Raw genomic sequence first — 14831 nt, forward strand, 5'->3', positions numbered from 1 at the left:
GCCTATTAAATACCTAACAAATTCATTATGAAAAGTATTCGGAGTGTGCTGCTGGTTGCGGCAATTGGGTTGGGTAGCTGTGCAAAAGAACAGAAGCTGCCTTCACCTTCTCTTACCAAAGAAGAACTAGCTATTGCCGATAGCAACTGGCGGCTGGTGGGGTACCTATATGAGGCAACGCCCAAGGCCGGTGGCCCAACCACTACCATCAATTATTTTCCCCGGCTCACTTGCGAGAAAGACGACCTGTATGGCTTTAAGTCTGATAACCAGCTGATTTGGATTCAGGGCAACGACGTGTGGGCAGGTAATCCGGCCGGTTCCGCACCCTGGGCTACCTGGCAAATAACGGCGAACAATGCTCAACTGCCGCTGAATCGGAACGGAGAGAACTACTTTCATTTTAACCGGAATGGGCGCGCCGGTCTGCTACCCGCCTTCGACATAGTTAGGCTCACTGCCGATGATCTGGTGCTGAAAAACAACGTGGTGCGCGCGGCTGATTCCGTCATTACCATCACGTAGTCGTTTGTGAAAAACTAGCGACTATCAGCTAGGTCTGACCTATTCTACTGCCTTGGTCCCACGTTTCCGCAGTGCTTGCAATGCCCCCGTACTCCATAAGGCCCAACCCATGAGCACAGGCTGGAAGAATAGCCGCCCGAAGCGTTTGGCATCCGTGTCGAGGCCGAAGGCGGAAATATGGTGGGTGTACTGGTGAATGTTGCCCGGAAACACAGCGGCGTAAAAGGCAGCCAGGCCGATGCCCATACGTACGCGGTTCCGGCCCTTCAGCGCCAAAAGCGCCAGCCCCAGCCCGATTTCCACTACCCCCGAGGCCAAGACCACACTGTCTTTATCCAACGGCACGAAATCGGGCACCTGAGCCTGAAACTCCTGGCGGGCGAACGTGAGGTGGCCCGTGCCGGCTACGAGCATGAAAGTGCCCAGCACGCCGCGGGCTATGTTCTGCAGCGTGGTCGTGTGCGTGTTTTCCAGCATAAAGGTTGGTTGCGCCAGGATTAGTCCGGCCGTAGGCTATACGGCCCAGCGGCCGGACCGGATACCCTAGCCTGAAGGAGCCCGAAGGTGAGCCTCCGCTTCTGGCGCAGTTAAGGGGCCTGGTGCCTGAAGCTCCGCGTTAAGGTACCCGGCCGGATATACCACCCGACGCTCCCGGACGAATTAAACCAATAAAAAATCGGACACACAACGCAATGCTAAGCTACCCAGTCAGGGTAAGACAAAGCGACATTCACCTCATTTTTAAACCTAAACCTATGCTAAGAAAAACCAGTATCTACCTTGCCGTATTACTCGGCCTAAGTGCCTGCAATAAAAAAGAAACCGTGCTTAGCCAACGCGAAACGTGGCTTTCAGCGGGTGGCTGGCGAATGACCAACTACACGTACAACACGCGGGCCGCAGCCAATGGAACGCCCATCCAGCTGGAGTTCATAACCGGAAGGGAATGCGAGGCGGATGATGTGTACCGCTTCGAGGCGACCAGCAAGCTGCAATGGGATAAAAGCGGCACGCTCTGCACAACGCCCCAGCCTGCCCTCGTAGAATGGGGCACCTGGCAACTGCTGGACCAAGACACCAAGTTGGCCATAAACCATCAGGGAAATGTGCAGTTTCCCTACACCGGAGCCGTAACCGGCCCGTTGCATATCCGGGAGCTCAATGCTACCACCATGCTGCTGGAAACACCCGAAATTCAGGCCCGGGATTCAATCATGACGTACACGTACCGGTTTGTTCGGCAGTAAGCCTGGGCCCTGCAAAAAGCCCCGCTCCGGTCTGTTTAATCAGTCGGAGCGGGGCTTTTTGCAGTTAAAGAGAGTGTGCTTAGTGGGCCTGCAGCCAGTTGCGGCCGGTGCCTACCTCTACTTCCAGGGGCACGCCGTGGGGTAGGAGCAGGGCGGTAGCCATCAGCTCCTTGATTTTGGGCGTGATGAATTCCACCTCTTCCTGCACCGCATCAAACACCAGTTCGTCGTGCACCTGCAGAATCATCTTGGTGCCGAGCTTCTCCTGAATCAGCCACTCGTGGATGTTGATCATGGCCTTCTTGATGATGTCGGCGGCAGTGCCTTGGATGGGCGCGTTGATGGCGTTGCGCTCGGTGTAGCCGCGCAGGGTAGCGTTGCGCGAGTTGATGTCGCGGAGGTAGCGGCGGCGGCCCAGCAGGGTAGTGGCGTACTCCAGCTCCCGGGCCCGGTTGATGCTGTCGTCCATGAACTTCTTCACCGACGAAAACTCCTCGAAGTAGGTATCGATGATGTCGGTGGCTTCTTTGCGCGAAATGCCGATGCGCTGGGCCAGGCCAAAGGCCGAAATGCCGTAGATGATACCGAAATTGACGGTTTTGGCCTTGCGACGCATCTCACTGTCGACCTGATCCAGAGGCACACGGAATACTTTGCTGGCCGTGCTGGTATGAATGTCGAGGCCCTGGCGGAAGGCCTCAATCATCGTCTCGTCGCCCGAGAAGTCGGCCATGATGCGCAGCTCCACCTGCGAGTAGTCGGCCGCTAGTAGCACGTGCTGCTCGTCGCGCGGCACGAAGGCCTTGCGGATTTCCCGGCCTTTCTCGGTGCGGATAGGAATGTTCTGGAGGTTGGGGTTAGTGGAGCTGAGGCGGCCGGTGGCCGTTACGGCCTGGTTGAAGCTAGTGTGCACCCGGCCATCAGCCTCACAGACCAGCTGGGGTAGGGCCTCTACGTAGGTAGAGCGCAGCTTGGTAAGCTGGCGGTGCTCCAGAATCAGGCCGGCAATGGGGGCGTCGGCGGCCAGCTGGCTTAGGATTTCCTCGCCGGTGGCGTACTGGCCGGTTTTGGTTTTCTTGATTTTACCGCCGCCCAGGCCCATTTTATCGAACAGGACTTCGCCCAACTGCTTCGGCGAGCCAATGTTGAACTCCTGCCCGGCCTCTGAGAAGATCTGCTTCTCGATGTCCTGAATGTAGCCTTGCAACTCGGCCGAGTATTCGCCCATAGCCGAGGAGTCAATCTTCACGCCCTCGTACTCGATGTCGGCCAGCACCGGCACCAGCGGGTTTTCTACCTCGTTCAGCAAGTCGAGCAGGCCTACTTCCCTGAGCATGGGCTCGAATACGTGCTTGAGCTGCAGAGTCACGTCGGCATCCTCACAGGCATAGTCCGACACCTCGGCGGGGGGGAGGTCGGCCATGGTTTTCTGGTTTTTGCCTTTCGGGCCGATCAGCTCCAGAATGCTCACGGGCGTGTAGTGCAGGTAGGTTTCGGCCAGCACATCCATGTTGTGGCGCATGTCGGGCTCCAACAGGTAGTGGGCCAGCATGGTATCGAAGAGGCGGCCGCGCATCCGCACCCCGTAGTGGCGCAGAATGGTGAGGTCGTACTTGATGTTCTGGCCCACTTTCACAATGTGCTCGGCATCAAAGAAGGGGCGGAACTCATCCACCAGGGCCTGGGCCGCAGCCTGGTCGTCGTGGGGCACGGGTACGTAGTAGGCCTCGCCGGGCAGCCAGCAGAAGGAGAGGCCCACCAAGCGGGCCGTCATGGTGTCGAGGCCGGTGGTTTCGGTATCGAAGCTGACTTCGGTTTGCTGGAGCAGAAACTTGAGCAGACTCTGGCGCAGCTCGGGCGTGTCGATGAGGTGGTACTGGTGGGGTACGTCCTGCAGGGTCAGGCGCGGACCGGCGGGTGCCCCGAAGGAGCCGGTTTCGCCTTCTTCGGCGGCCATGCCCACGGCCGCATCGGCCGAGGACGCGAACAGGCTGCCCTGCCCCTCGGCCACACGGGGGCGGCGCGAGCCGGCCCGTGGGTTGGTGCGGTCGGCTACCGGAGCGCCTGCCGCACTACTTCCACCCAACACCCGAGCTGCCAGCTGCCGGAACTCCAACTCCTCGAACAGCTGCTGCAATTGCTCTACGTTGGGCTGTTCCAGGCGCAGGTTTTCCTCGTGAAACTCAATGGGTACGTCGAGGTGGATAGTGGCCAGCTCCTTGCTCAGCAAGCCTTGCTCGGCGAAATTGCGCACGTTTTCCTGCTGCTTGCCCTTGAGCTTATCCACGTTGGCAATCAGGTTTTCGACGGAGCCGAACTCCTGCACCAGCTTCTTGGCCGTTTTCTCCCCGATGCCCGGAATGCCCGGAATGTTGTCGGAGGCGTCGCCCTGCAGGCCCAGAATGTCGATTACCTGCTCCACGCGCTCAATCTCGAAGCGCTCCAGCACGTGCTGCACGTCCAGCACCTCGGCGGCGTTGCCCATGAAGGCGGGCCGGTAAATCTTGATGCAGTCCGTCACGAGCTGGCAGTAGTCTTTGTCGGGCGTCATCATGAACACCTCCCCGAACCCCTGCTTTTCGGCGCGCTGGGCCAGGGTGCCAATTACGTCGTCGGCCTCGAAGCCATCCACCATCAGAATAGGGATGTTGAAGGCCTGAATGATGCGCTTGATGTAAGGAATGGCCAGCCCGATGTCCTCGGGCATAGCCTGGCGCTGGGCCTTGTATTCGGCAAACTGCTCGTGGCGGAACGTCTTTTTCTGGGCATCGAAAGCCACCCCGATGTGAGTCGGCTTTTCCTTCTGCAGCACTTCCACCAGCGTGTTCGTGAAGCCGAGGATAGCGCCGGTATTAAGGCCCTTGGAATTGACGCGCGGGTTTTTGCTGAAGGCAAAGTGGGCGCGGTAAATCAGGGCAAAAGCGTCGAGCAGAAAGAGCTTGTGGGGCTGGGAAGCAGGAGCGTCGGTCATATCTGCGAAGGTACGCAAGGCGGCGGGGTAGAGGTTGGAAGTTTCTGCAAGGTTATGCGCCGGCGGGCCACACCGGCCCTCCGGCGCGGGCAAGCGGGCAACCCGCTAGGCCTCAGCGGCCGGATTTTGTCGGTTGGGGCAGCAGCGTCCTGCTTGCAGCAAGAATTTTAGTTACATAACCGGGGGTGGTGGTCAGGTAGCGTCAAAGCAGCACGGCTACCTTGCACCGTCATACGGGCTGCTGCCCGCCGTATTCCCGTGTTTTCTCGTTTGGCCGGGCTTCTACTGGCCGTTATTCTATTTCCTTCCATCCTCATGCGTACCCTGCTTTGGGCTGCCCTGCTGGGGCCAGTCCTGCCCTGGCCCAGGCGCCTACCCCGGTCCCTGACTTAACGACCACCTACCGACACCAACTGGGCCTAACGGCCAGCCCCGTGCTCGACGGCTTTTTCCGCAACAACCGCTCCCTACCCCTGGGCCCCAGGTAGCAGCTTTTTGGTGTATCCCAACGAGGGCATGGTGTTGAATGCGCATGAAGCAAACTCCCGGGGCCAGGCCTACAGCGGCAACGCTGCCTGGAACTGGGTCGAAACGCCGCTGACCAGTGCCCACCGCGTTTCCACTGCCTCGCCCTACGGCTATCCGGTTCGGGCGCCCGGCTCCGATGGCGGCACCAGCAGATACAGGTGCGGCGCTAGCAGCCCTCCATCTGTACTTCCTAAACCACCCCGCCGGAGCGGTTTTTTCCTGCTTGCCCCCGGCACGCGAGAAGCCGTTGCGGTAGGCGCTACCCTACAACGGCTGTTTCACCTCGAACGTACAGCTGGTGCTACCTGCCAAACCAGTGTTCGATAATCCTTGAACTACTACTACGTAGCGGCCAGCCTGGTCGCCGGTGTAGAACTCCAGTTGCTGTGGGGCGCTGCCCGTAGTGGTTACGCTGGGGTTCCAGTACAAGAGGTTGCGCAGGTCGGGTAGGCGGCTCTGCTGAGCCTGCGGAGTATCGTAGCGGGGCGCGTAGAACTCGCGCGGTACCTGCAGCCCCTCGTACTCTTGCACTAGGGCCCGCGCATCTAAGGGCAGGCCTCCTAGGTTGCCTTTGTAGGTAGTAAAGCTCACAATACCGCTGTACATAGTCCGGCCCTGGAAATACCGGCGGTCCAGCACTTCCAGCTTCTGGATAGTGAGGGGGTCCAGGGCCATCGCGTGGTTGGTATTAAAGACCGGAACCCCATCTACCAGCACCAGGGGCGGATCGGTAAAGATGGAACGGTTGGGATTGTCGAGCACCGTGAAATGAAAGCCGTCTTTCTTCAGGCGCACCTTCACCCCGGGCACATACTCGCGCAGTACTTCTTCTACTGTCTTAAAGCGGGTATAATCGTCGAGCCGGTAACGCTCATCGGGCTGGCCGTAAAAGGCCAGGCTATCGACGGGAGGCGGGGCAAACACGTTGTTGTAGTTGCGGAAATACGTGTTGTGCACCTGAGTCTGCACGTGGCGCTGGGTGAAGTCGTCCCGGAACCGGGCATACGGCGCGAAGACAGGAGCGGCAAGGCCGGTAGCAAAAACCGCCGAGTAGGGCGAGAATATATCCACCCGGTAGGTGCTGTCCTGCCGCGGATTGGTTTGCACTATGATTTCGCGCGGCCCGTAGAAGTCGGTGGTTTCAAACTGAATGTTCCCCGTGGGCCCGCTAATGGAATTGCTTAGCCGGGCCAAGCGGCCAGGGCAAGTCAGGTAGGCTGTGACGTCGGCGGCGGGCTGGTTGGTTGTGCGGTGGGTAATCTGACCCTGTATCAGGTGGCCGTTGAGTTCGGGCAGGTAAGCAAACGCTGGGAGCTGTGGGCGCAGCACATCTTCCCACCGAAACCGTCGCCAGCCGTGGGTGAGCATGAGGTTATCGGTGGCGGCGGCTACCTCGGCCTCGGTGCTAGTCAGGTAGTAGTCCGGGTTTTCTACGGTGCCCCGCAGGTCGGAAGTTAGCCACAGGTAGCTGCTAATGCTAGGGCTGGGCGTGGCCGAAAGCGAATCGAGGCGGTAAACGGCCACCGACAGGCTGGCGGGGGAGGGTTGCTCCGTTGCGCCCGTCGCTATGCGTACGCTCACTTTGGTACGGGTAGGGTAGGTAGGGCGGTCGGTCTGGGCACTCAGGCGCAAGGGCTGGGCGGGGCGCCGGAAATACAGCCGTTCGCACACGGGCTGGCGGCGGCTATTGAAGACGGTGAAGTGAGAAATTCCTTCGGCCAGGGTTTGCGGATCGAGGGCAAACTCGGCCCGCCCGTTTACCAAAGTCCGGCTCGTGGCTACCAACAGGCGTTGCCGGGCGTGAACCAGCAGCAGCACCGGCTCGGTACCGTGGCCAGGGGCTTGCACCACCACGTTCAGCTGGGCCGGGCGGGGGGCCTCCAGCCGCATCACGTAGCCCGCCGGGTGAGCCGCCGGGAGCAGGTGGGATACCACGCGCCCAGTGGGCAGTTTCAGGCGGGCGGTGTAGGCGGCGGCGGTAGAAGGAGTAAACCAGAACGAGCCTAGCCCAAACCGCAGGGTTTTGAAGGTGGTAAGTGGCTGGCCCTGGGCGTTTAGCACAGTGCCCTCCACCGGTACGCTCCGGCCTGCTCGGTCCGTAACCTTAAAGGCCACTTTGCTGCTGATGCCCTGGACCAGATTGCCCCCCTCGGGAAAAAACTGTACGTCGTAGGAAGCAGTATCCAGGGTAGAAACCACCCCGGAGGCGCGGGCGGTATTGACGATGGTGACCGAACTGTGAAAGTAGAAATCCGGACTGAAATTCTTCATCCAGTTGGTGTAAGCCCGCACCGTGTAGCTACCCGAAGGCAGCGAAGACGCCAGTTGAAACGAGCCGCGGCCGGTGGCGTTCTTCAGCGGAATCTTGCCCTGTAGCACAGCCCGCCGGTTTTTATCCAGCACCTCCACGTAGGCTACCGTGCTCAGGGAAAGTGGTTTAGAATAGGTGCCATCGGTGGCGTACACCTTAAACCACATCACCTCCCCACTAAGGTACACGGGCCGGTCCAGGTGCAGAAACAGCTTTTCCTGGAGCGTCTGCTGCTGGTAGCGGGTAAATTGCTGCGGTACGCTTGTCAGTGAGTCGGTTTGTGCCCGGGCTACCCCGGAGCTAGCTAGGCCAAGCCAGAGCCATCCCGTAGCGCGGAGAAAAGCGAAAGCAAAGCGAACAATTGGTGAGAGTAGCATAGAAACGCGGCAGGAAGAGCAACAAACGAAAGGGGGGAGCCCTAGGGCCAGAAGCTGGGCTTAACGTTGGTGCCCAGAACGCGGCAGTCCACGCATTGCGGACTCTGGGCGGTGTACCTGGGGCCTACCCGGCCCACCGGAATGCGCTGCTGAGGATCGGCGAAGTACTCTTGTAACGTCCAGCCCCGCCACGTCTGACTGGGAAAGGTGTCCAGTTCCGTGCACGATTCGTAGCCTTCGTTGCGGGAGTGCCAGTCGGGGGGCAGGCTGTGGCGGTTGATGAACAGGCGCTGGCTAACCTCGGTGGTGGCCCCGACAAAGCCAAGCACGGGCTCGTCAGGGTCGGTGAGCGAGTGCACGTTGCCCTGCACCTGGCTGGGCAGCGGGTCGAAGAGGGTGCCGATGTTTTCCGTGTTTTTCTTGACGGCTTCCCAGTAGTCGAACTCCTCGGCCGAGAGGGCGTACTGGCGCACGCGCAGGCTGTAGAGCGACTGCAGCCGGCCCGAGGAGGCGGGAATGAACAGCAGCCGGTAGTCGCGCACCGCATCCTGGCTCAACCGAACCGTACTGAAGGTGTTGATAGCCATGGAATTTTGCGTCCGCCAACAGTTGTAAATGTTCTCGGTGCGCGGCACTACTCGCTGGCCATCAAAGGTTAGGGTGCTGCGAAAGGCGGAAGTAAAGGCCCAGGTTTCTTCGTACTCCCAGCGGTAGTAGCGGGTCTGGGCCTGCTCATCGTGGGCACTGACGTAAATCTGCAGCCCGTTGGCCTGGATCTGGCCCTCGAACCGGTCGAGGGCGGGCGTGTGCTTGAGCAGGGTGTAGTCGGAGGCGTACTCGCGCCCGCCCGCCGTGCGGATGTGCAGCCGGTACTGCTCGTTGGCGGGTAGCTGCTGGGAAGCAGTGACGTACACCCCCGGCTCGTTTTCAGTGAGCGGGTAGCGCTGCCCACTCTGGCTCTGGATAGCAACCGTAGCTTTCGTTTCCGACGGAAAGCCGTTTTGGGTGGTCAGGTGTACGGTTTTGGACAACCGGATGGTGCTAACGCCCTGGCCGTTGATAAAGCCGTCGACAACCAGGTAGCTCTCGGTGGAGTTAATCACCTCGGGCAAGTATTCCTGCACGCAGCTCCCTACGGCCAAGAGTAGCACCAGATACCCGGAAAGAGGAAATAGAAGGCGACGCATACACCAGTAGGAAAAGAAGATTACGGCCAGAAGCTGGGCTTTTTATTGGTGCCGCGCAGGCGACAATCCACGCAAGCCGTCGACTGATAGCTGAAGCCAATGATGTCGCCAGTACGGGTGCGTATTTCGTTGATAGGGACCCGGTAAGTGGTATCGGCAAACTCTTCGTACATATTCAGGCCGCGGATGCTGTCGTGGGTAATGGACGACGTTTCCGTGCAGGTTTCGTAGCCTTCGTTGCGGGAGTGCCAGTCGGGGGGCAGGCTGTGGCGGTTGATGAACAGGCGCTGGCTGACCTCGGTGGTGGCCCCGACGAAGCCAAGCACGGGCTCGTCAGGGTCAGTGAGCGAGTGCACGTTGCCCTGCACCTGGCTGGGCAGCGGGTCGAAGAGGGTGCCGATGTTTTCCGTGTTTTTCTTGACGGCTTCCCAGTAGTCGAACTCCTCGGCCGAGAGGGCGTACTGGCGCACGCGCAGGCTGTAGAGCGACTGCAGCCGGCCCGAGAAGGCGGGAATGAACAGCAGCCGGTAGTCGCGCACTGCATCCTGGCTCAACCGAACCGTGCTAGTGGTAATAACAGTGGTAGAAGGCTCCGTGCGCCAGCAGTGATAAATGTCTTCCTTGCGGGGGAAATACGTCCGCCGTTGCGGGGTGCCTTTTGAAAAGCGCCAGCGGCTCCAATGGGCCGAGGTAAAGGCCCAGGTTTCTTCGTACTCCCAGCGGTAGTAGCGGGTCTGGGCCTGCTCGTCGTGGGCACTGACGTAAATCTGCAGCCCGTTGGCCTGGATCTGGCCCTCGAACCGGTCGAGGGCGGGCGTGTGCTTAAGCAGGGTGTAGTCGGAGGCGTACTCGCGCCCGCCCGCCGTGCGGATGTGCAGCCGGTACTGCTCGTTGGGGGGCAAGGCCAGCCGCCTCACCGACCGGTAAAGACCCGCCGTGTCGGTTTCCGGCAAGGGGTAGCGTTGGCCGCGCAAACTCTCAACCGTGACAATAGCCCGGGCTTCGGCCGGGAAGGTAGCCGGCGCCGCCAGCTGAACACTGCGCGAGAGGCGAATGGCTGTGCTGCCGTTGCCATTGATAAAGCCACTGACTACTAAATAGTTGTTGGCTGCTGTTGTCACCTCAGGCGCGTATGGCTCCACGCAGCTGTTTACCCCGAGGAGCAGCAGAATGCCAATCAGCCAGCGTTGCATTAGAATCCACAGGGTGCGCATAGTAGCTAATGGTGGTGGCTAGAACTTGAAGTTGTAGGTAACGGTTGGAATGGGCTGGCCGAAGATGGAGAGCTGGTAGCCCCGAATCTGCCCACCCACTGATTTAAAATACACGGAGTAGGGGTTCTTGCGGCCCGTGAGGTTGTATACCCCAAACGTCCAGGAGCCGTGGGCCAGCTTCTTCACCTTGTGGTTGCCTTCCAGGTTGAGGGCAAAGTCGGCGCGGTAGTAATCCGGCACGCGGTAGGCGTTACGCTCCGAGTAGTACACCCGGGTCGCGCTGCCCATGTAGTATTTGGCCAGGGGCAGCGTAATGGGCCGGCCCGTGCTGTAGGTGAAGTTCAGCGAGGAGCTGATGCGGCGGCTAAAGCGGTAGTTGCCGATAAGCGTGAAATCGTGGGGCTTGTCGAAGTTGCTGGGGTAGTACTCGCCTCCGTTTACCTGATCGGCTGGCGTGCCCTGGTTTACTTGCACCAGAGAGCGGGAGTAGGTGTAGCTGACCCACCCGTTAATTTTGCCCGTCAGCTTGCGTAGCATCACTTCTACCCCGTAAGCCTTGCCCACAGCATTCACAATGTCGGTTTCAATGTGTCGGTTCAGGATAAGGGTAGCCCCGCCTTTGTAGTCCACAAAGTCCTTGGTCGACTTGTAGTAGGTTTCCACGGAGGCTTCGATTGTGTTAGCGCGGAAGTTGTGATAGTACCCTACCGAGTACTGGTCGCCTACCTGGGGGCGCACGTTCGCGTCGCTGAGCTTCCAGATGTCGGTCGGCGACATGGCCGTGGTGTTCGACAGCATGTGAATGTACTGACGGGTGCGGTTAAAGCTGGCCTTCACCGAGGAAACGGCCGTAAGCGAGTAGCGGGCCGAGAAACGATACTCGGGGCCGTGGTAGGTGGCCAGCACCCGGCCCGGCCCGTAGGCAACGGTATCGGTGAGGGTGTTGAGGGTTTTCGACTGGCCCGGCACGTAGCGGTACACTTCCCGCGGACCCAGCGCGTTGTAGAGCGAGTAGCGCAGCCCCACTGCTACCGACAGGCGCGGCGAAACATCAATCCGGTCGGAAAGGTAGAGCGCACTTTCCAGGCCCTGCTCCCGGGGCAGTACATCGGTCTTGATCAGCGACTCGCTTCCTACCGGCGTCAGGCCGCCCGGCGACACGTGGTAGAGCACGGAGCTAACGCCAAAATCCACCGTGTGCTTGGCATTGGGCAGGTAGGAAAAATCGGCCTGGGCGTTATACTGCTTGATTTGATAGGTTAGCTCCGAGGCGACAGACGCATCACGCTGGCTGGTGATGTCGTACTGGTAGCGGCTCAGGGCGCCGGTGAGTACACCGTACAACTTGTTGTTGAAAGTGTGCCGCCACTTCAGGCTGGCATTCTGGTTCAGGTACTTGTAGGCCGTGTCGCTGGCTAGGCGGAACTTGTCGGTGCTGAGGTAGCCCGTGGCGTAAACGGTGTTTTTCTCGTTGAACTCGTGGCTGAGGTGGGCACTGACGTCGTAGAACGAGGCCGAGCTTTGCCGGAAGCTTTCATTGGGCAGCAGGTGCAGAATCCAGTCGGAGTAGCTGCTGCGGCCCCCCACCAGAAAGGAGCTTTTATCCTTCACCAAGGGACCTTCCAGGGTAAGGCGACTGGTGAGCGGGCCAATGCCCCCCGAGCCGGAGAATTTCTTCTTGTTGCCGTCGCGGGTGGTAATGTCCAGCACCGACGACAGGCGCCCCCCATATTTGGCCGGAATGGCGCTTTTATACAGCTCTACCGACTTGATAACGTCGGGGTTAAATGCCGAGAAGAAGCCAAACAGGTGGGAGGGATTGTAGATAGTAGCGTCGTTGAATAGGATCAGGTTCTGGTCGGTAGCTCCGCCGCGCACGTTCAGGCCCGTGTTGCCCTCGCCGACTGACTTCACGCCCGGCAGCGTGAGCACCACCCGCAACACGTCCGTCTCGCCGAAGGCCGTGGGTACCTGGCGCATGGTCTTCACATCAAGCCGTTCCACGCCCATCTGCAGGCTGGCCACATTGCGGTCCTTCTCGGCTTCAATGACTACCTCCCGCAGAGTGGTAATGTCTTCTTCCGTTTCAATATCTAGCTTACCATCCCCGCGCAGCAGCACCTGGCGGCGGGTGTTTTTAAAGCCAATGCCGCGAATTTTGACCTCGTGTCGTCCTACCGGCAGCGTAAGCGAGAAGAACCCGAACTGGTCGGTGCTAGTCCCCGCGTTAAGCGCCTCCACGTACACGGTAGCTCCCACCACTGGCTCGCCGGTTTTGGCCTCACGTACGTGGCCCGCCAGGGTAGCCTTACCCGTGGCCGAGCCCGTCCCGATTTCGTAGAGCTTGAAGGCCGACGTGCTGCCGGCCCGGCTGGTGGCCGGAACAGGGTCCGCCGGGTCGGGGGAGGAAGCCAGCGCGTTGGCGGGTTCGGGTTGGAAGAAGCTATCCGGCAGCTCGGTCTGGATGGTAACGCCGCGCGTAACATAAATGCGGTTCTGCGCATCTATGGCGAAGCGCAGGGGCGTGTTTTGGAGGGCTTGGCGGAGCACCTCCGGCAGGGGTTGCTGCTGGGCCCGCACCGTTACTACCACACTGTCTACAGCGGCCGGGTTAAAGAAAAACCGGTAGGGGACCTGGGCTTCTATTTCCCGAACCAGCTCAGCGAAGTGGGCTTGCTGCAAAGAAACGCTCACGCGCTGCGGCTCCGGCTGTTGCCCGCGGGTGGGAGTAGCCATGCCCAGTACCCAGCCCAGAAAAAGAAAGGAGAAGAGATGTTTCATAGGGGGCTTTCGTGCGAAACAGCCGCAGGATAAGATAACAGGGAGAAAGCAAGGCCCTAGCGGGCTGCGCCCGGTGAATTCGCCCCGGGTAGGCCGGCGTAGTAGCTGACCAGCTGGAGGATATCGGCCTCGCGCGTTTCCTTGGTAAAAGCCAGCCTACGGTCGCGGGCAAACTGTTGCAGTGCCTTGCGCTGAGCCGGAAACAAGGAAATAACCGAACCCTTGCTTTTAACGGAGTGGTACGCGTTGTTTAGCTCAATAAAATAGTAGGTATAGGGGTAGAATTCGGCTCTGGTGATGCCTTGACTAGGCTGCGTTTGCATTTTTTTGGTCCGGCGGGCCAGCACCCGAACGCCGCTCTGATCCAGGAGAAGGTCGTAGAACCCCGGCCGAACATCTTGGCTCACGGTGCTGTCCCGGACAAGCCGAACAAACGTGTGGCCGTGTAGCGAGAACTGCCGCACTCGCTCACTGATCAGCTGGAGATAAAAAGAGCTGGTAGGCTGCTTAACTACTACTTGATCCAGCCGAATATCGTAGAGCAGCGGCACGGCCGTGTACACCTGGCCATCATAATCGACGGTGCCATTGGGAGCCTCCTGCGCGGAAATAAAGAACTGGTCGCCCGTAACTTCCTGGTAGTAGCGCGTGTAGTTAAAATACTCACTACCGTTGTAGAGCTTCGATTGGTCCCGGATAGCAGCCGTGTAGCGCTGCTCGGCCAGCGTACGGGCCGTAGCCAGGAAGGCAGAGTCAGGGGCGGCCACCTGGGCGTGCGCGTAGTGGCCAAGGCATACGCCTACTGCGGCTGAGCCGGCTAAAACCCGGAGCGTTTGCATAGCTGGAAAGGAGAAGGATACAGAGCGGTAACCAACAGACAGCCTGGTTGTGGGGCTGGCTGCACGAGCAAGGATAGGGCGGTAAGCTAGTGTAGCAAACATACGCGGAAATCCATATGCTTTTTCGCCCGCTGGCGGTAAATACTTGCCTCTGCCAGCAGGGCTACGTCTAACCCCACTGCGGCCTCGGCGTACAGGCCTACATGCGCTACCTCTCCCTCGACCTCGAAACTTCCGGCGGCAACCCCCAGCGCCATCAGATTCTGGAGTTGGCGGCCGTGGTAGAAGACACCAAGCGCCTGCGGCCCCTGCCGGAGCTGCCGACTTTCCGGCGGGTAGTGCGCCACCCCGAATATGTGGGTACGGCCGGCGCTTTGGCCCTCAATGCCCGGCTGCTACAGGAACTGGCTCGCCAGGACCCCAATCCCGAGCTATGCACCCCCAACGAGCTGCTGTTGCAGCTGCGGGAGTTTCTGCTGGCTCAGGGCTTCAAAACAGATAAGCAGAACTGCGTAACCGTGACCATGGCCGGCAAGAACATTGCCTCCTACGACCTAGGCTTTCTGCGTGTGCTACCGGGCTACGGCACGCTGGTCCGAGCTGAACCGGCCATGCTCGACCCCGCCGCTTTCTACCTCAACTGGCGCAAGGATACCCGCCTCCCGACCATGCAAACCTGCAAGGCCCGCGCCGGCTTTGAGGATGATACCGTGGCCCATGAAGCCCTGGCCGACGCCCTCGACGTAGTGCAGCTGCTGCGCCCGTTCTATGAACTCCCGGTGTATAAGATGGGGCACGCTTCGGGGTCAGAATAACACGGTACTGCTCAGGTAATACAGAGGGAATGCTAA

The 14831-nt window shown here is 59.9% G+C and carries 11 protein-coding genes; 4 read left to right on the top strand and 7 right to left on the bottom strand.

The genetic code is table 11. From position 1 onward, the window contains the following. Positions 1–27 precede the first annotated feature (27 nt). Entirely contained in the window at positions 28–525 is a 498-nt protein-coding gene (locus K3G63_RS19645; RefSeq protein WP_220615840.1) for a hypothetical protein, read from the top strand. Positions 526–564: 39 nt separating this feature from the next. On the opposite strand, the gene K3G63_RS19650 is transcribed toward K3G63_RS19645, so the two are convergent. Further along, on the bottom strand, positions 565–1002 hold the full coding sequence (locus K3G63_RS19650; RefSeq protein ID WP_220615841.1) for a hypothetical protein: 438 nt from the start codon (positions 1000–1002) through the stop codon (positions 565–567). Between the two features lie 392 nt (positions 1003–1394). Between K3G63_RS19650 and K3G63_RS19655 the strand changes: the two genes are divergently transcribed. Further along, on the top strand, positions 1395–1772 hold the full coding sequence (locus K3G63_RS19655; protein WP_220615842.1) for a hypothetical protein: 378 nt from the start codon (positions 1395–1397) through the stop codon (positions 1770–1772). 79 nt (positions 1773–1851) lie between these two features. Here K3G63_RS19655 and polA read toward each other — a convergent pair whose 3' ends face one another. Then, on the bottom strand, positions 1852–4743 hold the full coding sequence (polA, locus tag K3G63_RS19660; protein ID WP_220616049.1) for a DNA polymerase I: 2892 nt from the start codon (positions 4741–4743) through the stop codon (positions 1852–1854). Between the two features lie 329 nt (positions 4744–5072). On the opposite strand from polA, the gene K3G63_RS19665 reads away from it, so the two are divergent. Beyond that, positions 5073–5231 (top strand): hypothetical protein, encoded by a 159-nt coding sequence (locus tag K3G63_RS19665; RefSeq protein WP_220615843.1) that lies wholly within the window; start codon positions 5073–5075, stop codon positions 5229–5231. Positions 5232–5535: 304 nt separating this feature from the next. On the opposite strand, the gene K3G63_RS19670 is transcribed toward K3G63_RS19665, so the two are convergent. From K3G63_RS19670 to K3G63_RS19690, 5 genes are read right to left on the bottom strand one after another with little or no spacing between them, the layout of a single operon-like run. Continuing rightward, a complete protein-coding gene (locus tag K3G63_RS19670) occupies positions 5536–7959 on the bottom strand; it encodes a hypothetical protein (protein WP_220615844.1) in 2424 nt (807 codons plus the stop codon). A gap of 41 nt (positions 7960–8000) precedes the next feature. Beyond that, positions 8001–9146 carry a DUF4249 domain-containing protein gene (locus tag K3G63_RS19675; RefSeq protein WP_220615845.1) on the bottom strand — a complete coding sequence of 382 codons (1146 nt, stop codon included), beginning with the start codon at positions 9144–9146 and terminating at the stop codon, positions 8001–8003. Positions 9147–9166: 20 nt separating this feature from the next. Next, positions 9167–10360 carry a DUF4249 domain-containing protein gene (locus K3G63_RS19680; protein WP_220615846.1) on the bottom strand — a complete coding sequence of 398 codons (1194 nt, stop codon included), beginning with the start codon at positions 10358–10360 and terminating at the stop codon, positions 9167–9169. Between the two features lie 18 nt (positions 10361–10378). Continuing rightward, the gene (locus K3G63_RS19685; RefSeq protein WP_220615847.1) at positions 10379–13141 is read right to left on the bottom strand and encodes a TonB-dependent receptor; all 2763 of its coding nucleotides are present in this window, start codon (positions 13139–13141) and stop codon (positions 10379–10381) included. 56 nt (positions 13142–13197) lie between these two features. After that, entirely contained in the window at positions 13198–13980 is a 783-nt protein-coding gene (locus K3G63_RS19690; RefSeq protein WP_220615848.1) for a hypothetical protein, read from the bottom strand. A 203-nt stretch (positions 13981–14183) separates the two neighbouring features. Here K3G63_RS19690 and K3G63_RS19695 point away from each other — a divergent pair, with 203 nt between their 5' ends. Then, positions 14184–14795 carry a 3'-5' exonuclease gene (locus K3G63_RS19695; RefSeq protein ID WP_220615849.1) on the top strand — a complete coding sequence of 204 codons (612 nt, stop codon included), beginning with the start codon at positions 14184–14186 and terminating at the stop codon, positions 14793–14795. Positions 14796–14831: the final 36 nt, after the last annotated feature.

It is taken from the genome of Hymenobacter sp. HSC-4F20 (genome assembly GCF_019599275.1).
Classification (GTDB): domain Bacteria; phylum Bacteroidota; class Bacteroidia; order Cytophagales; family Hymenobacteraceae; genus Hymenobacter.